Source organism: Mycobacterium sp. Aquia_216 (assembly GCF_026723865.1).
GTDB lineage: Bacteria > Actinomycetota > Actinomycetes > Mycobacteriales > Mycobacteriaceae > Mycobacterium.
Genome location: NZ_CP113529.1, coordinates 4,913,080 through 4,932,748 on the forward strand (window position 1 = coordinate 4,913,080; position 19,669 = coordinate 4,932,748).

General features: G+C 66.9%; 16 protein-coding genes. 8 read left to right on the forward strand and 8 right to left on the reverse strand.

Features of this window, described 5'->3' with window-relative positions; translation table 11 throughout:
• Positions 1 to 79: 79 nt before the first annotated feature.
• Positions 80 to 1,255, reverse strand: coding sequence for an adenylate/guanylate cyclase domain-containing protein (locus OK015_RS22895; RefSeq protein ID WP_442791323.1), 1,176 nt, complete (start codon positions 1,253 to 1,255; stop codon positions 80 to 82).
• Here OK015_RS22895 and OK015_RS22900 point away from each other — a divergent pair.
• The gene (locus tag OK015_RS22900) at positions 1,254 to 1,826 is read left to right on the forward strand and encodes a DNA-deoxyinosine glycosylase (protein WP_268126370.1); all 573 of its coding nucleotides are present in this window, start codon (positions 1,254 to 1,256) and stop codon (positions 1,824 to 1,826) included. The two genes, OK015_RS22895 and OK015_RS22900, sit on opposite strands and share 2 nt — an antisense overlap.
• Here the strand turns inward: OK015_RS22900 and OK015_RS22905 are convergent.
• On the reverse strand, positions 1,821 to 3,209 hold the full coding sequence (locus OK015_RS22905; RefSeq protein WP_268126372.1) for an amidase: 1,389 nt from the start codon (positions 3,207 to 3,209) through the stop codon (positions 1,821 to 1,823). The two genes, OK015_RS22900 and OK015_RS22905, sit on opposite strands and share 6 nt — an antisense overlap.
• Before the next feature lie 45 nt (positions 3,210 to 3,254).
• Here OK015_RS22905 and OK015_RS22910 point away from each other — a divergent pair, with 45 nt between their 5' ends.
• From OK015_RS22910 to OK015_RS22920, 3 genes are all read left to right on the forward strand, one after another.
• Positions 3,255 to 3,683: an HIT family protein gene (locus tag OK015_RS22910; protein ID WP_268126373.1), complete on the forward strand. Its 429-nt coding sequence runs from the start codon at positions 3,255 to 3,257 to the stop codon at positions 3,681 to 3,683.
• A gap of 10 nt (positions 3,684 to 3,693) precedes the next feature.
• The gene (locus OK015_RS22915) at positions 3,694 to 4,143 is read left to right on the forward strand and encodes a nitroreductase family deazaflavin-dependent oxidoreductase (protein WP_268126375.1); all 450 of its coding nucleotides are present in this window, start codon (positions 3,694 to 3,696) and stop codon (positions 4,141 to 4,143) included.
• Between the two features lie 113 nt (positions 4,144 to 4,256).
• A complete protein-coding gene (locus OK015_RS22920) occupies positions 4,257 to 8,243 on the forward strand; it encodes a bifunctional diguanylate cyclase/phosphodiesterase (RefSeq protein WP_268126377.1) in 3,987 nt (1,328 codons plus the stop codon).
• Between the two features lie 3 nt (positions 8,244 to 8,246).
• Here the strand turns inward: OK015_RS22920 and OK015_RS22925 are convergent, their stop codons facing one another.
• From OK015_RS22925 to OK015_RS22935, 3 genes are read right to left on the reverse strand one after another with little or no spacing between them, the layout of a single operon-like run.
• Entirely contained in the window at positions 8,247 to 9,278 is a 1,032-nt protein-coding gene (locus OK015_RS22925) for an LLM class flavin-dependent oxidoreductase (protein WP_268126378.1), read from the reverse strand.
• Between the two features lie 38 nt (positions 9,279 to 9,316).
• A complete protein-coding gene (locus tag OK015_RS22930; RefSeq protein ID WP_268126380.1) occupies positions 9,317 to 10,447 on the reverse strand; it encodes an FAD-binding protein in 1,131 nt (376 codons plus the stop codon).
• On the reverse strand, positions 10,444 to 11,289 hold the full coding sequence (locus OK015_RS22935; protein WP_268126382.1) for a uracil-DNA glycosylase: 846 nt from the start codon (positions 11,287 to 11,289) through the stop codon (positions 10,444 to 10,446). Before OK015_RS22935 ends, OK015_RS22930 begins: the two co-directional genes overlap by 4 nt.
• A 72-nt stretch (positions 11,290 to 11,361) precedes the next feature.
• Between OK015_RS22935 and OK015_RS22940 the strand changes: the two genes are divergently transcribed.
• The 4 genes from OK015_RS22940 (at position 11,362) to OK015_RS22955 (ending at position 15,946) form a co-directional block, all read left to right on the forward strand.
• On the forward strand, positions 11,362 to 12,609 hold the full coding sequence (locus OK015_RS22940) for an MFS transporter (protein ID WP_268126384.1): 1,248 nt from the start codon (positions 11,362 to 11,364) through the stop codon (positions 12,607 to 12,609).
• A gap of 69 nt (positions 12,610 to 12,678) precedes the next feature.
• Positions 12,679 to 13,998 carry an FAD-binding oxidoreductase gene (locus OK015_RS22945; protein WP_268133011.1) on the forward strand — a complete coding sequence of 440 codons (1,320 nt, stop codon included), beginning with the start codon at positions 12,679 to 12,681 and terminating at the stop codon, positions 13,996 to 13,998.
• Positions 13,999 to 14,123: 125 nt separating this feature from the next.
• Positions 14,124 to 15,365 (forward strand): cytochrome P450, encoded by a 1,242-nt coding sequence (locus tag OK015_RS22950; protein ID WP_268126386.1) that lies wholly within the window; start codon positions 14,124 to 14,126, stop codon positions 15,363 to 15,365.
• Positions 15,365 to 15,946: a TetR/AcrR family transcriptional regulator gene (locus OK015_RS22955; protein WP_268126388.1), complete on the forward strand. Its 582-nt coding sequence runs from the start codon at positions 15,365 to 15,367 to the stop codon at positions 15,944 to 15,946. Before OK015_RS22950 ends, OK015_RS22955 begins: the two co-directional genes overlap by 1 nt.
• A 25-nt stretch (positions 15,947 to 15,971) precedes the next feature.
• Here the strand turns inward: OK015_RS22955 and OK015_RS22960 are convergent, their stop codons facing one another.
• From OK015_RS22960 to OK015_RS22970, 3 genes are all read right to left on the reverse strand, one after another.
• Entirely contained in the window at positions 15,972 to 16,688 is a 717-nt protein-coding gene (locus OK015_RS22960) for a siderophore-interacting protein (protein WP_268126390.1), read from the reverse strand.
• 69 nt (positions 16,689 to 16,757) lie between these two features.
• Positions 16,758 to 17,897 (reverse strand): acyltransferase family protein, encoded by a 1,140-nt coding sequence (locus tag OK015_RS22965; RefSeq protein ID WP_268126391.1) that lies wholly within the window; start codon positions 17,895 to 17,897, stop codon positions 16,758 to 16,760.
• Positions 17,894 to 19,612, reverse strand: a complete 1,719-nt coding sequence (locus OK015_RS22970; RefSeq protein ID WP_268126392.1) for a DEAD/DEAH box helicase — start codon at positions 19,610 to 19,612, stop codon at positions 17,894 to 17,896. The genes OK015_RS22965 and OK015_RS22970 overlap by 4 nt, the downstream gene beginning before the upstream one ends.
• Positions 19,613 to 19,669 lie beyond the last annotated feature (57 nt).

Sequence of the window (19,669 nt, forward strand, 5' to 3'; positions counted from 1 at the left end):
CGCTCCCCAGCGCCGCCCGGGCCTGCCCATACGTCTCCCGGTTCGGGGCAAAAGTTATTCGTGTCGCCGCAAGGTCGGGTCACTCGTTGTCGCGGATGTAGCCGCCCCGGCGGACCCGGAAAAGCTTGACTTCGTTCTTGACGCCCTTGAGGCGACGAGCGCCCGCGAACGACGCGGAGAACTCCCCGGATTCACCTACCACGTCCCACACCGATTCGGCGACCAGGACGGTTCCGGGCCGGGCCACCCCGGTGACCCGGCTCGCGACGTTGACCGGGCTGCCGAACCAATCGCCGGCCCGGCTCACCGCCATCCCGGAGGACACCCCCGCTCGCAGCCGGGGGAAGTCATTGTCGGTGTCGACGGCCTCGACGAGCTTGAGCACCACATCGAGCAACGGCGCGGGCTCGGGGCAGACGAACATCACCGCGTCCCCGATCGTCTTGATGAACCGGACCGGCGGGGCCGTCACGTCACGGGCCAGGCCCGCCAGCCTGCTCGCGAGCTGACCCAGCTCCTCGGGCGAGACCACCTCGCCCAGCCGGGTGAAGCCGACCAGGTCCGCGAAGGCGACGGTGACCTCGCGCGCCCCGGGCAACGGCTTGCCCGCGGCCCGCTCGGCGGCATTGACCGCCTCGGTCTCCATCGTGTGGCGCAGCTGCATGAACAGCATCTGCTCGATCATCGGGCCGAGCTGCGGCCCAATCTGACTCACCAGCGCTTTCGACGCCTGGGCGATTTCCAGCTCGCTGGCTCCCGGGCGCATGATCGCCGCCAGTGCCGCATAGCGCATGACCTCGGCGGCGTGCGACAGACCCTCGGCGAGCACCCGCACGACGAGCACCACCTGATCGGGATTGAGCCCCAACTCCACGAAGCGCTGGGCGTACGCCGCGGCTTCACCGTCGGCGCGCATGTGGATCGCCGCATCCGGATCGTCCACCCTGGCCAGCCCGATCGCGCGCTGCACACGCTGCAACAGCGTCAGGTCGATGTTGTGCTGTTCGCTGATCTCACGCGCCGAGACGTAGGTGCCGTCGTCGCCGATCACGCGGCGGCTGGCCAGCAGCAGCGGCGGATTGGTGGCCCGGATCTCGTCGGTGGTGATGCCCTGCTCCAGCAGCCAGCCCACCAGCTCGGCACGTTCCGTGCGTGCGGCGCCCTCGAGTCCGTCGAGCAGATCGTCGATGTTTCGGTCGACCTCGTCGTCCACGTGGTCAACGTACAACGCCGACGGGCCATGATGGGAGGTGATGACCGCGCCGCTCCTGCATGGCTTCCCACCCGTCGTCGACGACCGCGCCAGGATGATTATCCTGGGCTCGTTCCCGAGCGCCCAGTCGCTGGTGGCAGGGCAATACTACGCGAATCCACGAAATGCGTTCTGGCCCATTGCCGGTGACCTTTTCGGATTCGACGCGAACGCGCCCTACGAATCTCGCCTCGCGGCTTTGCGCGCACACGGCGTGGCACTGTGGGATGTGCTGCACGCATGTCGCCGAGCCGGTAGCGCGGACGCCGCGATCGATCCGAAAAGCTTGGTGGTCAACGACTTTGCCGGGCTGTTCGTCGACTACCCGACCATCACGCGGGTTTACTTCAACGGCGCCAAAGCGGCCGGCCTGTATCGCAAGCTGGCGCCTGCGAATGACCGACTCGAATTCCAGCGGCTGCCATCGAGCAGCCCCGCGCATGCAATGCGGGCCGGAACCAAGCTGACCGCATGGCGTGCGACTTTCGCGCCGACCGGGAGCGCGGCAACGGGGGCACCTCCCGCCTGCGGGGGACCGGGCGAACCGGGTCGGCGCCCGACCACCCGCCTATGACACCGGCGGCCGGCGGTGGGCCCACGGTCGCGCCGCTTCGATCTGCGCGGACAGCGACAACAGCGTCGCCTCATCGAACGGCCGGCCGACGAGCTGTACTGACAACGGCAGGCCGTCGCCGTCGAAATCCCATGGCACCACCGCGGCCGGCTGGCCGGTCACGTTCCAGGGCGCGAAGTACGGAACCTGCTGGGAAACCGCCAGCAGCGTCGACACCGCGCCGCGGCGCCGGTAGGCACCGATACGCGACGGGCCGTCCGCGGTGCCCGGTGTGATGACGACGTCGACGTCGTCGAAGATCGACTGGATCGTCGCGTTCACCCGCTCCTCGGCGGCTCGCACGGCTTCCATCCTTCGGTCCGACAAGAACGACCCCATGCGCGCCAAGGTGCGGGTGCGGGCTTCGAGCCGTTCCGGGTGAGCCTGCGCGTCGGCGTCGTCGCTGATGCCGCGCAGATAGCGGGGCAGGAAGTTCGCGTACAACGAGGCCAGCGGATACTTGGGGTCGGCCGTGATGACGTCATGGCCCAAGTCGCGCAGCAACGCACCGGCCGCCTCGACAGCCGCCAACTCTTCGCGCCCCACCCGCTGCGGAAGCGTTGGGATCTTGGTGCTCAATGCAATTCGCAGTTTGCCGGGCTCCCGCGTCGCGGCGGCGACGAATTCCCCTTCGGGGCCGGGCACCGTCGAAGTGGCGTCGAGAAAAATCGCCGCGTCGAGCACCGATCGTGCGATCGGGCCGTTGACACTCAGTCCGTACCAGGCGTCGTCGTGCGGTTCCAGCGAGACGCGATCGCGTTGCGGCTTCACGCCGAACAGACCACACCAGGACGACGGCACACGAATCGAGCCGCCGCCATCGGATCCCAGCGCCAGCGCGGCCAGCCCGGCGGCGACCGCCGCCCCGCTACCGCCGCTGCTGCCGCCCGGGCTGCGCCCGAGGTTCCACGGGTTGCGGGTCGCGCCGAACGACAGCGACTCGGTGAACGGAAAGATCATCAGCTCGGGCACATTCGTCTTGCCGATGATGACCGCGCCGGCCGCGCGCAACCGGCGGACCGCTTCCGCGTCGGAGGTCACCGGCGGACCGTGTCCGCCGCTGCCGCATGCCGTCACCTCACCGGCGACGTCGACGTCGTCTTTGATCGCGATCGGCACGCCCAGCAGTGGCTGCCGCTCACCGGCGTCGAGCAGTTCCTGGGCGGCATAGGCTTCCTCGCGGGCGCTGTCGGACAGCACCACGCGGTAGCAGCGCAGGTCGCTGTCCAGGCGCGCGATCCGTTCCAGGTAGACCTCAAGTAGGTCGACAGCGCCGAGTTCACCGTCGGCGAGCATCTGTGCCAGTGCGCCCGCACCGGCGAATGCGATATCGCGTGCGTCCACTGCGGCAGCGTACTCCCGGGTCGAAGCAACCAGTACCGTGGCGACATGACCTGCGTGTTCTGTGCGATCGCCGCCGGGGAAGCTCCGGCCATCCGGATTTACGAAGACGACGGCTACCTGGCGATCCTCGACATCCGCCCGTTCACGCGCGGCCACACCCTGGTGATCCCCAAACAGCACAGCGTCGATCTGACCGACACCCCGGCACAGACGCTGGCCGAAATGATCACCATCGGCCAGCGGATCGCACGCGCCGCCCGGGCGACGAAACTGGCCGACGCGACAAATATCGGGATCAACGACGGTAGCGCGGCGTTCCAGACGGTGTTCCACATCCACCTGCACGTGCTGCCCCGCCGCAACGGCGACAAGCTGTCGGTGGCCAAGGGGGTGTTGCTACGCCGGGACCCGGACCGGGAAGCCACCGGGCAGATCCTGCGCGACGCGCTAGCACGCATCGACGCCAATCAGTAGAACTGACTTCATGAGCAACCTCACGACGCTGGAACGGCTTTTCCTCGCCCCGCTGCTGCGCATCCACGACTCGCTGTACCGGAAAACCGATGGCCGGATCGGGCACCACGTACCCGGGATGCCGGACAGCTTGCTGTTGCACACGGTCGGCGCCAAGACCGGTCAGCAGCGCTCTTCCACCTTGACCTACGCCAAGGATGGCGACTCGTACCTGGTTGTCGCGTCCTACGGCGGCAGCGACAGCGCCCCCGGCTGGTATCACAACCTACGCAAGCGTCCGGAGTGCGAAATCAACCTCGGCTCCAAACGAATCCCGGTCACCGCGCGCAGCATCACTCCGGACGACTCCGACTATGCGCGGCTTTGGGAGATCGTCAACAAGAACAACGCCAACCGGTACAAGGGTTATCAGAGCCGGACGTCGCGGCCCATCCCGATCGTCGCGCTGACCCCTGCCTAGCGATACCAAGCCGCACAAAAGCATCAGCCGAACCCGCCGGGGCGTTTATTCTGCCCTAGCAGTGGTGAAGCCTGGATGCGTTCACCGCGGGGGACAGATCGGCTGGAGCAGCAATGAAGCGCTGGACGGGGACTCCGTGGCAGCGATTCGGGCTGTCCACTGGCGTGGGCTGGCTCGTGGTCTGGGGGTACACCGCGGCGGCGGCGCTGATCGCGGCCGCGGCGACCTGGGAATGGACGGGCGCCTACGCGACCAAGCCGGTCGACGAAGTTGTCACGCTGGCGTGCTTGCTGGCCGCGGCGGCAGCTGCCGGCTATGCGGCTCGTTTCGCCGTCGGGCGCCGCAGAGTCGGTTGGCTGGCGATGGTGGTGGCCCTCCTGGGCTGGGCGACCGGCGAGGTCATCTGGGCGGTCTACGACGTGCGCCCGGACCTGGAACACGCCACCCATCCGGCCGCGGCGGAGATCGTGCTGCTGTGCTGGCCGATTGGCGCCATGGCGTCGTTGCTGCTGCTTTCTCACCTGAATCGGCACAGCCAACGGCGACTGATGCTTGACGGTCTCATCCTGGCCACCTCCCTGTTCGTGGTCTCCTGGGTGTTCGTCCTGGATCAACAGCTGCGCGAAGGCAGTGGCTCGCAACTCGCGACGGTCGCGGAGATTTTCAACGATGTCGCGATCTTGACGACAGCCCTGCTGATGTTGTCCCGGGGCCAGCCCGGGGAGCGGCCGTCCAGGAGCCTGGTGGCCTGCGGAGCCGCGACAATCAGCGTCGCCGACATCGCGACGGTCTTCGATACCGGGATAGGCAGCTACCACGTCAGCGCGCTGGGCGACCTGGGCCGAGTCGTCGGGCTCGGAATGATCGCGCTGGCCGCCCTGTCCAGCGTCAACGAATCCCCGGCGGCGGTGGCGCCCCCACGGAGTGTGGTTTTCTCGCGCGCCCTGTTGACGTTGCCCTACGTACCGTTGCTGCTGGCGGCGGCGGTCGGGCTGGGCCACGCGGTAAACCTGATGGCGCACGGGCCGATGCTCTTCGCCCTCGGGATCCTCGCCGCCGCGGTGCTCGCTCGGCAATTCCTTGTGCTCGTCGAAAACCAGAAGTTGTTGGCCGAAGTGGCCAGGGAAGCGTTTCGGGACAGCCTGACCGGTCTGGCCAACCGAGCTCATTTCCTGCATCGACTCGAAACCGCCGTCGCCGCAAGACATCCCGACAGCCCACCGATTGCGGTGCTGTGTCTCGACCTCGACAACTTCAAGGCGGTCAACGACGGCTTAGGCCACCCGGCCGGAGACGAACTCCTGGTCCGGGTCGCCGGACGGATCACTGCTGCGGTGCACGACGGCGGCGTCATTGCCCGCGTTGGCGGTGATGAATTCGCGGTGCTGCTCGAGTGTTCCGTCGAGGAGTCGCAAGCGGCCGCGCATGACATTCTCGAGGCGTTCAGCGCACCGATCGTGATCGAAGGCGTACCCGTTACAGTCCGGCCGAGCATCGGCTTCACCGTGGCCACTGGCGAGTCGAGGTGCGCGGTCGACCAGCTTCTCCGGCATGCAGACCTGGCCATGTACACCGCCAAACGAGAAGGCGGCCAACGTATCCGCAGCTTCCTGCCGGATCTTCCATTCTCCTACACGTTCCCGCGGTCGGCCGACTCGCTGGTGTCGGCCTCCCCCGACAAATCGGCGGACTGGGCGCCCATTTCGGCGGCCGCCACGGGCCAGCCAGCCGCTGCGCGCGCATCCGCTGTGGCACGCGCCACGCAGACAGAGTCAAAACCCGCCGCATCGACAGCTGACCGGCGGCGGGATTCGCCCGACTTCCAGTGGCCGATGCCAATCCGGATCGCCATGGCAATTCTGGCAATTGGCGTGATCGGTTTCACCGCGATCAGCGCTTTTGGTTCACCTGCCGATGCCACCGGAGCCGTCGCCAAGTACTTGTACGCGGCGTTGAACCTGTTGGCAGCCGGGCTGATTGCCCTGCGCGCTTACCGCGTCACAGCCGATCGTCTGGCCTGGTCTTTGATCGCGGCCGGCATGGCATGCTCGGCGATCGGGGATGTCGTCTATGCACTGCGGGTGCCCGACGGGCAGTCTCCCTCCGCCGCCGACCCGGAGTACCTCGCGTTCTATCCACTTGCCTACGTCGGGCTGCTGCTGCTCATCCGGGCGCGCCTGGCCTCGACGCCGATTCCGATCCGTTTCGATCCGCTGGTATGCGGTTTGGCCGTGGCCGCGCTGGCCGTGGCGCTGCGGGCCGGCCCCTTCCATGCGGCCGCGACTCGCGCACCACAAACCGTTCTTGTTGGCCTGATCTATCCATGGGGTGATCTGGTCTTGTTGACTCTGGCCGCCGCAATGTTGCCAATAGTCTTCTTGTGCAACGAATCACGTTGGATTCTGCTCGTTGCGGGTTTGATCGGATTCGCGGTCGCGGACACGGTCTACCTCGTCGAGACCGCCGGGGGCTCATACCGAGTCGGCAGCACGCTGGATGCCGTGTGGCCCACGTCGTCGCTCCTGCTGGCGGTGGCCGGCTGGGCACCCAGGTCATCGGCAGCCCCGATGCGCAGGCGCGGATTTGGCTCCTATGCGGTGCCGGTAGCGTGCGCAGTGGTCGCGCTCGTCGTTGCCGTCTGGGATCAAAACTCGCGCTTCGCAGCAACTCTGGCCGGACTGAGCCTGATCACGGTAGCCGTGCGATTTGCACTCACCTTCCGCGATGTCAGCATGATGGCCGACAGTTACAAGCACGCCATGATCGACGAGTTGACCATGCTGCCCAACCGGCGGTCACTGGCGACGGCCCTGACCGCGTTGCCCGGCTACGAGGTGGCGGGGCCCGAGCCGATGCCCACAGTGTCGTCGCACACAGCGCTGCTGTTGGTGAATCTCTATGGGCTTCAAGAGATCAACGATTCGATCGATCGCCATCTCAGCAACGAGCTGTTGCGCAACATCGCGAATCGGCTTGCGGGCGGCCTGCGACACGCGGATCTACTCACCCGAGTGGGCGACGACGAATTCGCGATCCTGCTTACCAAGGGGGCGGACCTCCCCGGCGCACGGGCCCAGGCGGGCATTGTGCTCGAAGCCCTGCGTGAACCATTCGCGCTGGATCCGATCACTCTGCGAGTCGACGCGTGTGTCGCTATTGCGCTGTGCCCCGACCATTGCGAGCATCCGCAAGAGCTGCTGAGCCGCGCCGAGACGGCGCTTCCGCAAGCTAAATCCGCCCTTAGCAGGATCGCGGTCTATGACGCGACGTTCGAGGTGCATCGCGAAAGCGACTCCAACCTCATCGAGCAGTTGCACAGCGCGTTGCTGGAGGGTGACGAGCCGACGTTGTATTACCAGCCGAAGATCAACGCGAGCGACGGCAGTGTGCACAGCGTCGAGGCACTGCTGCGCTGGGAGCACCCCACTCGTGGATTGCTGCGGCCCGAGGAATTCCTGGCCGCCGCCGAGCGCGCCGGGCTGATGCGCAAGGTAGCCAATCGAGCGCTGGCGATCGCGCTCAAGCAGATCAGAGACTGGCGTGACGAGGGCATTGCCTCGTCCGTCGCGGTGAACCTGGCGACGACGAACCTGCTTGATCTCGAACTTGTGGGCACGATCGAATGGCTGCTGCGGACGCATGACTTGCCCGCGAACGCCCTGATCGTCGAGATCACGGAAAGCGCCCTGGTCGACTCGCTGCGATCCCGCAACACGGTGGCCGAACTGCAGCGCCTCGGCGTTCGCATCTCGCTCGACGACTATGGCACCGGCTGGTCGTCGCTGGCACGCTTGCAGGACGTTTCGGTCGACGAGCTCAAGCTCGACAGAATCTTCGTGGCGCGACTTGCTCAAGACGCACGATCGGTCGCCATTGTGCGGTCCACGGTCGCGCTGGCGGACAGCCTCGGCGCCGACCTCGTCGCCGAGGGAGTCGAAGACGAGGTCACATTGAGCGCACTGCGGCGGTTCGGCTGCGCTATCACCCAGGGCTTCGTGCACACCGCGCCGCTGCGACCTGATGACCTGGAGGACTGGATCACTACCCACGTGCCGCATCCCCATTCGAGTCAATCCGAACCGGCGACCGTAACCGACTGAGCGCTAGAACAATTCCTTGGCCAGCAGCTCCAGCGTTGTCACGCGCGCCGGGGCAGCGGCGGGATCGGTGCCGCGGCGGGCGGACGCGACCGGATTCACCATCACCTCGTCGACGCCGAACTGCTCGGCAAGCGAGCGCAGCTGCTCGGCGGCCTGCGCCGGAGTACCCAGCACGGCACGGTGCAGCCCGCTGTCGACGATGTGCTGTTGCGGCGCCGTCAGTTCCGCGACTTGGGCCTCCTCCACCAGCGGGAGCGGACCCAGCGGCTGCCCGGTCCGTAGCCGCGCCATCATCTGCAAGTTGGGCAGCATCAATGCCGTTGCCTCGTCTCGTGTTTCGGCTACCGCAGCGTTCACCGTCAAGAACGTCACGGGCTCGGCGGTCAATGTGCTGGGCACAAACCGCGAGCGGTAGACCTGCAGCGCCTCTTCAGTTCCCTGGCCGGAGAAGTGATGTGCGAACACGTAGGGCAGACCCTTGGCGGCGGCCAACCGCGCCGAATACATCGACGAGCCCAGCAGCCAGAGCCGCGGTTCGCTGACAGCGGCGGGGGTGGCCTTGAGCCGGTAGTCGCCCGAGCGCAGCGGAACCAGCACGCCGCGCGCACTCATCAGGGCCGCCACGTCGTCGAGATACTCGGGAAAGTTCTCGATGTCCCGATCGTCGCGGGCACCGCGCAATGCATAGGACGTCACCGGGTCGGAGCCGGGCGCCCGGCCGATGCCCAAGTCGATTCGGCCCGGGGCGGCGGCTTCCAGCAGGGCGAACTGCTCGGCGACCGCCAGCGGCGCGTGGTTGGGCAGCATCACGCCGCCGGACCCGAGTCGCAGGCGCGCCGTCTGCGCCGCGAGGTAGGCAAGAAGCACCGGAGGACTGGTCGCGCCCACCGAAGGCATGTTGTGGTGTTCCGCGACCCAGTAGCGGGTGAAACCCAACCGGTCCGCGGCCTGCGCCAGCTGCACCGTGGCTGCCAGCGCGTCGCCGGTCGACTGGTCGGTGCGTACCGGGACGAGATCGAGGACGGAAAGACGCACGATGGCCTCAACGCATTCGGTGCGGTGTTCGTTCCCGGCTAGTAGTTGGTCAGCGTGATCGAGTTGACGACCGCTTCGAACTGCTCCTGCGATATCGGGGCGCCGCCGGGAATGTTGTCGGTGGCCAGAAATTGGGTGCGCTCGGTGTAGCCGTGAAAGCGCTTGAAATAGTTGATAAAGGCGAGCCCGTGGTCGACCCCATCGATTACGGTGGCGCGTTTGAGTTCGCCGGCCAGGATGTATGCGCCTAGCAGCGCGACACTGGTCCCCTGGCCCGACAGCGGCGAGCAGCAGTACGCGGCGTCGCCCACCAGCGCCACCCGCCCGATCGACCAGTGATCCATCACGATCTGCGCCATCTCGTCGTAGTAGAAATCCGGCGCGTCGCGCATGAACTTCAGCAGTTGCGGGCGCACCCAGCCGTCACCGGACATCCGCTGCTCCACCTCGGCGAACTGGGCTTCGGTGTCGCGATAGTCGATACGCAGTTCGGTGTCCATGAAGCCCAACATGGCGCGCGCCTCGGTGTTGTTGCGGGCGCTGTAGACCCCGGCCATCGTGGTGTCCCCGTAGTGCCACATCTGCCAGAAGTCGAGGTCCAGGAAGTTGGGCACGGTGAAGATCGCGGCGTGCGTTCCCAGCCTTTTGATGAATCGCTCCTCGGGACCGAACACCAGTCGGCGCACGTTGGAGTGCAAGCCGTCGGCCCCGATCACCAGGTCGAAGCTGCGGGCGGGCGCACGTTCAAACGTCACATCGACCGCCAGGCCGCGGTTGTCCACCGCGGTGATGGTGTCGTCGAAGAGGTATTCGGTCGCGGGCTGGGTTGCCTCGTAAAGCAACTCGACCAAGTCATCGCGCAGCAGCTCGATGTCGGGGTTGTCGATGGGACCGCCGGTGGGCGTCGACTCGGTGTCGCGGGACAGCTCGTTGCCGTCGCCATCGACGACGGAGGAACCGCGAATGTTCGTCTTGCGGTCCGCGGCGGCGTCCAGCAGACCCATCCGGTCCAGCACCGTCAGCGCCGGGCCCCGCACATCGATCGCCTGCCCGCCCGGGCGAAGCCCGGGGTGCCGCTCCACGACCGTAACCGAATAGCCATGCCGCCCAAGCCAATACGCCAACGCTGTACCGGCTACGCTGGCGCCGGAAATCAGTACCTCGGTCACTTAATCCCTGCCAGCCTCTTGGCCTCAATGAAGATGTCGTCGAGCATTGCCGGAGTCAGCCTACCGGTGAACATGTTTTGCTGGCTGGGGTGGTAGCAACCCAGCAAGCGCACCCCGGACGGCAGCTCGGCGACGACGCCATGGCCGAACCGCGGCTTGCGCATCCCCCGCATCGCTCGCATCTCCGTGCCGCCCGGCAGCCGCAGCGCGATCTGCCAGCCGAACCCACCCAGGGCCACGATGGTGCGGACGTGCTCGGACACCAACCGCCATTCGGCTTCCAGCCAGGGCCAACAGGTGTCGCGCTCCGCGGGCGTCGGGGCGTTGGCCGGAGGCGCACACCGTACCGGGGCGGAGATCCGAATCTGCTTGGCCGCCAACCCGTCCGCGGCATCCACGCTGGTCGGCTGGTTCACCAGCCCGGCCCGGTGCAGAGCCGCGTACAGCTGGTCCCCGGACCGATCACCGGTGAACATCCGCCCGGTCCGGTTGGCGCCGTGCGCGGCCGGCGCTAACCCGACGATGAAAAGTCGCGGCCGCGGCGATCCCCAGCCGGTAACCGGCCGGCCCCAATACGGCTGGTCGGCGAAGGCTCGCCGTTTGGCGACGGCAACATCTTCTCGCCAGGTGACCAGCCGAGGGCAGGCGCGACAGACGCTGACCACGGCGTCCAGTTCCGGAATCGAGCGGGCCGCACCGGCCAGCGCGCGAACCTGCGCGGCGTCGACGGCCTGCGGGGTAAGCGGTGTGGCCGGGTCGCCGGGCCACCCGGTGCCGGGAGGAACCGGTGAATCGAATGCCAATCCGGTATTCGGATGAACAAGCACATGAACATCCTGCATTCAGCCGATGGTGACCACGAAATGTGGTGGCTCCCGCGAAAGCTTTGCGGTTAGATTCTCCCGGCGATATTTATGACACATTCCAGCCGCGGTCCGGCACTGTTGATCCTGTTCGCCACGCTGGTGGCGACCGCGGGCACCGGCATTTCGTTGGTCGCTTTCCCCTGGCTGGCGTTGCAACATCGGGACAGCGCACGCGACGCGTCGATCGTGGCAGCCGCCATGACGCTGCCGCTGGTGGGATCCACGCTGGTCGCCGGCACCGCGGTCGACTTCTTCGGACGGCGCCGTGTCTCGCTGGTCTCCGATTCGCTGTCCGGCACGGCAGTGGCGGCCGTTCCCGTGATCGCCTGGCTGTTCGGGGCGGATGCGATCAATGTCGCCGAGCTGGCCGCGCTGGCTTTCTTTTCGGCCGCTTTCGACCCGGCCGGGACGACGGCACGGCAGTCGATGCTGCCCGAGGCCGCTGCCCGCGCCGGCTGGTCGCTGGATCGCACCAACAGCGTCTACGAAGCGATTCTCAACCTCGCCTACATCGTGGGCCCGGGCATCGGCGGTTTGATGATCGCCACGGTCGGCGGCATCAACACGATGTGGATCACCGCGGGCTGTTTCGGGTTGTCGTTCCTCGCGATTGGGGCGCTGCGGCTCGAGGGCACCGGCAAGCCACCCCACACGACCCGGCCCGACGGGCTGGTGTCCGGGGTCGCCGAGGGCTTGCGGTTCGTCTGGAACCTGCGGGTGCTACGGACGCTCGGCCTGGTCGACCTGGTTGTCACCGCGCTGTACCTGCCGATGGAAAGCGTGCTGTTTCCCAAATACTTCAGCGATCGTCAGCAACCCGCGCAGCTGGGCTGGGCGTTGATGGCACTCGGGGTCGGCGGCGTGGCAGGTGCGCTCGGCTATGCCGCGCTCTCGAAATACCTGCGGCGACGCACGGCCGTGCTGACAGCGACCCTGACGTTCGGTGCCGCGTCGGTCGGCATCGCGTTCCTGCCGCCGTTGCCGGTGATCCTGGTGCTGTGCGGGGTGACCGGCTTGGTCTACGGGCCGATCCAGCCGATCTACAACTACGTGATGCAGACCCGGGCTCCGCAGCAGCTGCGCGGTCGCGTCGTCGGGGTGATGACGGGGCTGACCTTCGCCGCGGGCCCGTTGGGTTTGCTGGTCGCCGGTCCCCTGGCCGACACCGCCGGGCTGCGGGTGACGTTCTTGACGTTGGCGATTCCCATCATCGTGGTCGGCCTGATCGCGTTCGCGCTGCCGTCGCTGCGCGAACTGGATCGCGCAGCGGAGTTTGCCGGCGATTCCGCGCCGTAAAATCGGCCCGTGAGCACCACAGTCAATGAAGACACGCTGGGCGGCCTCGTCGCTGAACTGCCAGAGGGGATGGTGGTCACCGATCCGGCCATCACCGAGGGCTACCGCCAGGACCGCGCCTTCGACCCGTCGGCGGGCACTCCGCTCGCCGTGGTCCGGCCGCGCTGCACCGAAGACGTGCAGACGGTGCTGCGTTGGGCCACCGCCCACCGGGTACCCGTCGTGCCTCGCGGAGCGGGCACGGGCCTGTCGGGCGGGGCGACGGCACTGGCCAACGGGATCGTGTTGTCGACCGAGAAGATGCGCGACATCACCGTCGACCCGGTCACCCGCACCGCGGTATGTCAGCCCGGCCTGCTCAACGCCGAAGTGAAGAAGGCCGTCGCAAAATACGGTCTCTGGTATCCGCCGGATCCGTCGTCGTACGAGATCTGCAGCATCGGCGGCAATATCGCCACCAACGCCGGGGGCCTGTGCTGCGTGAAGTACGGCGTCACCACCGACTACGTGCTGGGCATGACCGTGGTGCTGGCCGACGGCACCGCGGTACGGCTCGGCGGCCCGCGGCTCAAGGACGTCGCCGGGCTGAGCCTGACCAAGCTCTTCGTCGGCAGTGAAGGCACGCTGGGCGTCGTCACCGAAGTCACGCTGCGGCTACTGCCCGCCCAAAACACGTCGAGCGTCGTGGTGGCCTCCTTCGCCACGGTGGAATCCGCCGTCGACGCGGTGCTCGGGGTCTCGGCACGGCTGCGGCCCGCGATGCTGGAGTTCATGGACTCGGCGGCCATCAACGCCGTCGAGGACATCCTGCGGATGGACCTGGACCGCGGGGCGGCCGCGATGCTGGTGGCCGGCTCGGACGAACGCGGCCGCGCCAGCGGCGAGGACGCCGAACTGATCGCGGCGATCTTTGCTGAAAACAAGGCAACGGACGTTTTCACCACCGACGATCCCGTCGAGGGGGAAGCGTTCGTGGCCGCGCGCCGGTTCTGCATTCCGGCCGTCGAGGCCAAGGGAGCGCTGCTGCTCGAAGACGTCGGGGTGCCGCTTCCGGCGCTCGGCAAGCTGGTGACCGGGATCGCCCGCATTGCCGCCGACCGCGACCTGATGATCTCGGTGATCGCGCACGCCGGCGACGGCAACACGCACCCGCTGATCGTGTACGACCCCGCGGACGCCGCGATGGCGCAGCGAGCCCAGCTCGCGTTCGGTGAGATCATGGACCTGGCCGTTGGCTTGGGCGGCACCATCACCGGCGAGCACGGGGTCGGCCGCCTGAAGCGGCCCTGGCTGGACGGCTACCTCGGGCCGGAGGTGATGGCGCTGACCCAGCGCATCAAGCAGGCATTGGACCCGCTGAGCATCCTCAACCCCGGCGCCGCGATCTAGCTTTCGCGTCTCTGCACGCTCGAGTGTGCGCTGGCGGCGGGGTTTGTGCGCTCTTGGAGCCCAGGACGCACACTGGGCGCTCCTAGTCTGTTGACATATAGGCATCACTGTCGTACGAATGAGACATGACAGTGGTTATGTCTCACAACGCACCGGTCGTGTTTCAGCTCGCCGACGCCGGCACCTGGCCGAATCCGTGGCCGATGTACCGCGCGCTGCGTGACCACGATCCGGTGCACCACGTCGTTCCCGCGAAACATCCCGAGCACGACTACTACGTGCTGTCCCGGCACGCCGATGTGTGGTCGGCGGCCCGCGACCACGAGACCTTTTCCTCGGCGCAGGGACTGACGGTCAACTATGGCGACCTGGAAATGATTGGCCTGCAGGACAATCCGCCGTTCGTCATGCAGGACCCACCAGTACACACCGAGTTTCGCAAGCTGGTGTCGCGCGGGTTCACCCCCCGGCAGGTCGAGGCGGTGCAGCCCAAGGTGCGTGACTTCGTCGTGGAGCGCATCGAGAGGTTGCGCGCCGATGGCGGCGGCGACATCGTCGCCGAACTGTTCAAGCCCCTGCCGTCGATGGTGGTCGCACACTATCTCGGTGTGCCCGAAGAGGATTGGGCCCAATTCGACGGCTGGACACAGGCCATCGTCGCGGCCAACACCGCTGACGGCGGCGTTGCGGGCGCGCTGGAAACCGTCGGCGACGCGGTCGGATCGATGATGGCCTACTTCACCGGGCTGATCGAGCGCCGCCGGACCGATCCGCAGGACGACACCATCTCCCACCTGGTCGCCGCCGGGGTGGGCGCCGACGGCGACATCTCCGGCACGCTGTCGATTCTGGCGTTCACCTTCACCATGGTCACCGGCGGCAACGACACGGTGACCGGCATGCTCGGCGGCTCGGTGCCTTTGCTGCATCAGCGTCCCGACCAGCGAGAGTTGTTGACGGACAAGCCCGAACTGATCAACGACGCGGTCGAGGAACTGTTGCGGCTGACCTCGCCGGTGCAAGGACTGGCTCGCACGGCCACTCGCGACGTGACGATCGGCGACACCACAGTCCCCGCCGATCGCCGGGTGCTGCTGCTCTACGGGTCGGCCAACCGCGACGAACGTCAATACGGGCCGGATGCCGGCGAACTCGACGTGACGCGCTGCCCGCGCAACATCTTGACCTTCAGCCACGGCGCCCACCACTGCCTGGGTGCGGCCGCGGCGCGGATGCAATCGCGGGTCGCGCTGACCGAATTGCTGACCCGCTGCCCGGACTTCGACGTCGAAGAAAATTCGATCGTGTGGGCGGGCGGTAGCTACGTGCGCCGTCCGGTGTCGGTGCCGATCAGCGTGAAGTCCTGATGCCCGGCAACGACTGGCTCGCCTCCAGCCGCAGCGAAGCAGCCGCGGACCGGATACTCGACGCGGCCGAGCAGCTCTACACCGCACGCGATTCGGATTCCATTGGCATGAACGAGATCGCCAGGGCCGCAGGCTGTTCCCGCGCGACACTGTACCGGTACTTCGAAAACCGGGAAGCACTGCGAACCGCCTACATCCACCGGGAGACGCACCGGCTGGGCCGCGACATCCTCGCGCGAACCGGAAGCATCGAAGACCCCTGCGAAAAGCTGGTGGTGAGCATCCTCGTCACGCTGCAGATGGTTCGCGAGAGCCCAGCGCTGGCATCGTGGTTCGCCACTACCCGCCCGCCGATCGGTGGCGAGTTGGCCGGGCAGTCCGACGTGATCGCGGCCTTGGCGGCGGCGTTCCTGCATTCACTGGGACCCGACGATCCCGCCGTCGTCGAACGCCGGGCCCGCTGGACAGTCCGGGTGATCGTGTCGCTGCTGACGTATCCCGGCCGCGACGACAACGAGGAGCGGGCGATGATCGAGGAATTTGTCGTCCCGATCATCGCCCCGGCAAGCGCCCGCCGCTAGCTGGCAGCCATCCGCCTTTTCGTAATCAGGCCACCCAATAGGCTTGCGCCTTAATGGATTTGCGTGGGATTCCGAAGTCCTCCCGCAACGTCTTGGCAATCGAACGGGTAGTGCGGTTGTCGCAGGCCACCCAGCCGAAGTGGTCGCCGGCGTCGAAAGCCGCCGATCGCACCGCCTCCAGCAGCCCCTGACCGGCGTTCTTGCGGTCCACCCAGGTGGTGTCGGGGCCGACCACCACCGGCAGGTCTTTGTCGTCGTCGTGGCCCGCCTCCAAGAACACCTGGGCCGGGGCGTCGCCGATCGAGGCGAGCAGTGAGTTGATGGCCGGCAGTGAGGCGCTGTCGCCGACGATGACGTATCCGGCCGGCGCCGGTTCGGGTATGGCGAACTTGCTGCCCAGCACGGTCGCATCGATGGTGTCGCCGGGCTGGGCCGCGCGCGCCCACTGCGATGCGACGCCGTCATGCAGAGCGAACTCGATGCTCACGGTGTCCGCGACCGGGTCGGGGTCGACCAACGTGTAACCGCGCTGGTGCAGCTTGTCACCGTCGGCGAACCACATCCGGATCCACATCGTCGGATGCACCGGGTGGGCGGCGAGCATGCCGCCGGCGTCGAAGTTCAGCTGCAGGTAGTGCGGGCCGATCTCGTGCCGTCCGGTGACCGTCAGCCGGTAGTCCCCGGCGCCCATCAGCTTGAGCACCGCGCCCGCAAAGCCGCGTGATGCCTTGTGTTCGCTCATCGGTGTGACGCCCTTTCCCAACTCCGCATGAAGTTAGGTTAGGGTAACCTATCTAAGGTCGGATGTCACTCAGCCCGGTACGCGCGTGACGCGGTGCAGCAGCCAGGCCAGCGGGATCGTCACCACCAGCGTCGCGATGAACAGGTACAGCATCGGCCCGGTATAGACGTGCGCCCGGACGATGTAGACCATCGCGAATTCCATCGTCACCAGGTGGATCAGGAAGATCTCGTAGGAGATCTCGCCGAGCCACACCATCGGCCGGCTGGACAGCAACTGCCAGTACCAACCGTGGCCCTCCAGGGCCAGCGGGGCCACCGCCAGGGTGGCGATGACCGTGTAGAAGACCGTCTTGACGACCGCCTCCGGCGTCGATGCCGGCGACGTCGTGGGTGCGCCCCCGATCGGGGTGGCGACGATGAAGTAGCAGATGACCGCCAGCGGTATGGCTGCGAACGCGTAACAGCGCACTCCCATCGCCTGCAGCACCGCCAGCAACATGCCGCCTACGAACCAGGCCAGGTACGTCGGCAGCCACAGCCGGGCGCCGTCGGGAAACCAATGATCGGTGTGCACCAGGACAACCCATGCCGGGCTGATCAAGGCCAGCGCCAGCAGCGTGCCCACGACGAGCTTCGGCTGCCAGTGCCGCCGGCAGAGCACCACCAGCAGCAGGTAGGCCAAAAGCGGCAGGATCACGTAGAAGGACGCCTCCACCGCGAGGCTCCACATCTGGGTCAGCCCCTGATGCAGGTACTTGCCGAGGTATCCGTCGGTGTAGATCTGCGTCAGGGTGAGGTTGCGGATCAAGCCGTACCAGGAATGGCCGGGGTTCGGTCCGGCCTCACGGAAGTGGTACAGCACGTAGGCGATCAGCACGGTGACGACGTAAGCCGGCATGATGCGCCGAATCCGGTGCCGCGCATAGCGACTCACCGAGGGCGGCGGGCCGCCGCTGGCGGCGGACTTCACCCAGGGGCGGAACAGCAGAAAGCCGGACAGCACGAAGAAGATCGGCACGCCGATCTCCATCCGGGCGCCGACCAGGCCCCAGTACCCGTGCGTGTACTTGCCGGTGGTGTACGCCGCGTGGGTGCCGACAACCAGGATCGCGGCGACAGCGCGGATACCGGTCAGGGCGGCGACCCGGTCGACGTGCGAGACCTGCTCGAGTCCGCCTTGGGCGTCCTGTTGCTCGGACAGGGTCATCCAGCGTCTTTTCTGCGTGGTTTCCCACCACCGCGCCGGGGCTTTTCGAAGGGTTTGCCGGACGAGCGATCGGGCTTTAGGTCGATCAGCACGCCCGAAATACGGGTTTTTTCAAGCTTTTTCAAGGTCGCGGGGGAAAGCTTTGGCGGCAGCTCCACCAGCGAGAAGTCCGGTCCGATCGAGATGTGGCCGAAATCGCTGCGGTGCAGCCCCCCCTCGTTGGCGATAGCGCCGACGATGGCGCCCGGCCCGACCTTATGACGCTTGCCCACGGCGATTCGATAGGTGGCGAAATCTTTTGATTGCCTTGGCTTGTCCGGGCGATCCCGATGTTCGGTGTTGCGCTCGGGCCGCTCACGCCGCTGCGGCGGCGGTTCGGGTGACATCAGGAACGCCTCGCCATCGCGCGACTGCAAGGCCAGCGCCGCGGCGATGTCGGCCATCGGGACGTCGTGCTCGCGCTCATAGTCCTCGACCAGCCTGCGGAACAGCTCGATTCCCGAGCCGCCGAGCGTGTCGGTAATGGAATCGGCGAACTTCGCCACCCGCTGCGCGTTGACGTCCTCGACGCTGGGCAATTCGACCTCGGTCAACGTTTGCCGGGTCGCTTTTTCGATCGACTTGAGCATGTGGCGCTCGCGCGGGGAGACGAACAGCAGCGCGTTTCCCGAACGCCCGGCCCGGCCGGTGCGTCCGATCCGGTGGACGTAGGACTCGGTGTCATGCGGGATGTCGTAGTTGAGCACATGCGAGATGCGCTCGACGTCCAGCCCGCGCGCGGCCACATCGGTGGCCACCAGGATGTCGATTCTTCCATCCTTGAGCGCGGCTATGGTCCGCTCGCGCTGCGCCTGCGCGATGTCGCCGTTGATGGCGGCCGCGGAAAACCCTCGGGCCCGCAGCTTTTCGGCGACCTCCTCGGTGGCCTGCTTGGTGCGCACGAAGACGATCATCGCCTCGAACGGCTCGACTTCGAGCACCCGGGTCAGCGCGTCCATCTTGCGCGGTCCGGCCACCTGGACGTAGCGCTGCGAAATATTGTCGGCTGTCGCCGTTTTCGCTTTGAAGGTGACTTCGAGCGGATCGTGCAGGTACTTGGTGGTGAGCTTGCGGATGGCGGGCGGCATGGTCGCCGAAAACAGCGCCACCTGTTTGTATTCCGGGGTTTCACTCAAGATGCGGTCGACCTCTTCGGCGAAGCCCATGGTGAGCATCTCGTCGGCCTCGTCGAGCACCAGGTAGTCCACGTGCGACAGGTCGAGCGTCCCACGCTCGAGGTGGTCGATGACCCGACCCGGAGTGCCCACCACCACCTGCGCACCGCGCCTCAGGCCGGCCAGTTGCACGGTGTAGGACGAGCCGCCGTAGATCGGCAACACGTTGATCTTGGGCAGGTGGGCGCCGTAGCGGCTGAACGCCTCGGCGACCTGCAGGGCCAGCTCTCGAGTGGGCGCCAACACCAGGGCCTGAGTCGCCTTGTTGGCCACGTCGATCTTGGACAGGATCGGGATGGCGAACGCCGCGGTTTTCCCGGTGCCGGTCTGCGCTAGCCCCACCACGTCGGAACCCGCCATCAACGCCGGAATCGTCGCCGCCTGAATCGCGGTCGGCGATTCGTAACCGACGTCGGAGACGGCCCGCATGACCGAGGGGTGAATCTGCAGGTCGGCAAAGGTAGTAGCGGCCGCGTCAGGCGAGCCGTCGGGGACTGTCATCGTCCAAGAAGTTTAGTGGTGGCCGCGAGCGCAGCGCAGCTGGGCGCGGCGGTGTTC

Excerpts from the sequence above, each read along its gene's own strand:
- OK015_RS22900 (WP_268126370.1), top strand. The coding sequence starts at position 1,254 with ATGACCGCGCCGCTCCTGCATGGCTTCCCACCCGTCGTCGACGACCGC.
- OK015_RS22910 (WP_268126373.1), top strand. The coding sequence starts at position 3,255 with ATGACCTGCGTGTTCTGTGCGATCGCCGCCGGGGAAGCTCCGGCCATC.
- OK015_RS22915 (WP_268126375.1), top strand. The coding sequence starts at position 3,694 with ATGAGCAACCTCACGACGCTGGAACGGCTTTTCCTCGCCCCGCTGCTG.
- OK015_RS22920 (WP_268126377.1), top strand. The coding sequence starts at position 4,257 with ATGAAGCGCTGGACGGGGACTCCGTGGCAGCGATTCGGGCTGTCCACT.
- OK015_RS22935 (WP_268126382.1), bottom strand. The coding sequence starts at position 11,289 with ATGCAGGATGTTCATGTGCTTGTTCATCCGAATACCGGATTGGCATTC.
- OK015_RS22940 (WP_268126384.1), top strand. The coding sequence starts at position 11,362 with ATGACACATTCCAGCCGCGGTCCGGCACTGTTGATCCTGTTCGCCACG.
- OK015_RS22945 (WP_268133011.1), top strand. The coding sequence starts at position 12,679 with ATGGTGGTCACCGATCCGGCCATCACCGAGGGCTACCGCCAGGACCGC.
- OK015_RS22950 (WP_268126386.1), top strand. The coding sequence starts at position 14,124 with ATGACAGTGGTTATGTCTCACAACGCACCGGTCGTGTTTCAGCTCGCC.
- OK015_RS22955 (WP_268126388.1), top strand. The coding sequence starts at position 15,365 with ATGCCCGGCAACGACTGGCTCGCCTCCAGCCGCAGCGAAGCAGCCGCG.
- OK015_RS22960 (WP_268126390.1), bottom strand. The coding sequence starts at position 16,688 with ATGAGCGAACACAAGGCATCACGCGGCTTTGCGGGCGCGGTGCTCAAG.
- OK015_RS22965 (WP_268126391.1), bottom strand. The coding sequence starts at position 17,897 with ATGACCCTGTCCGAGCAACAGGACGCCCAAGGCGGACTCGAGCAGGTC.
- OK015_RS22970 (WP_268126392.1), bottom strand. The coding sequence starts at position 19,612 with ATGACAGTCCCCGACGGCTCGCCTGACGCGGCCGCTACTACCTTTGCC.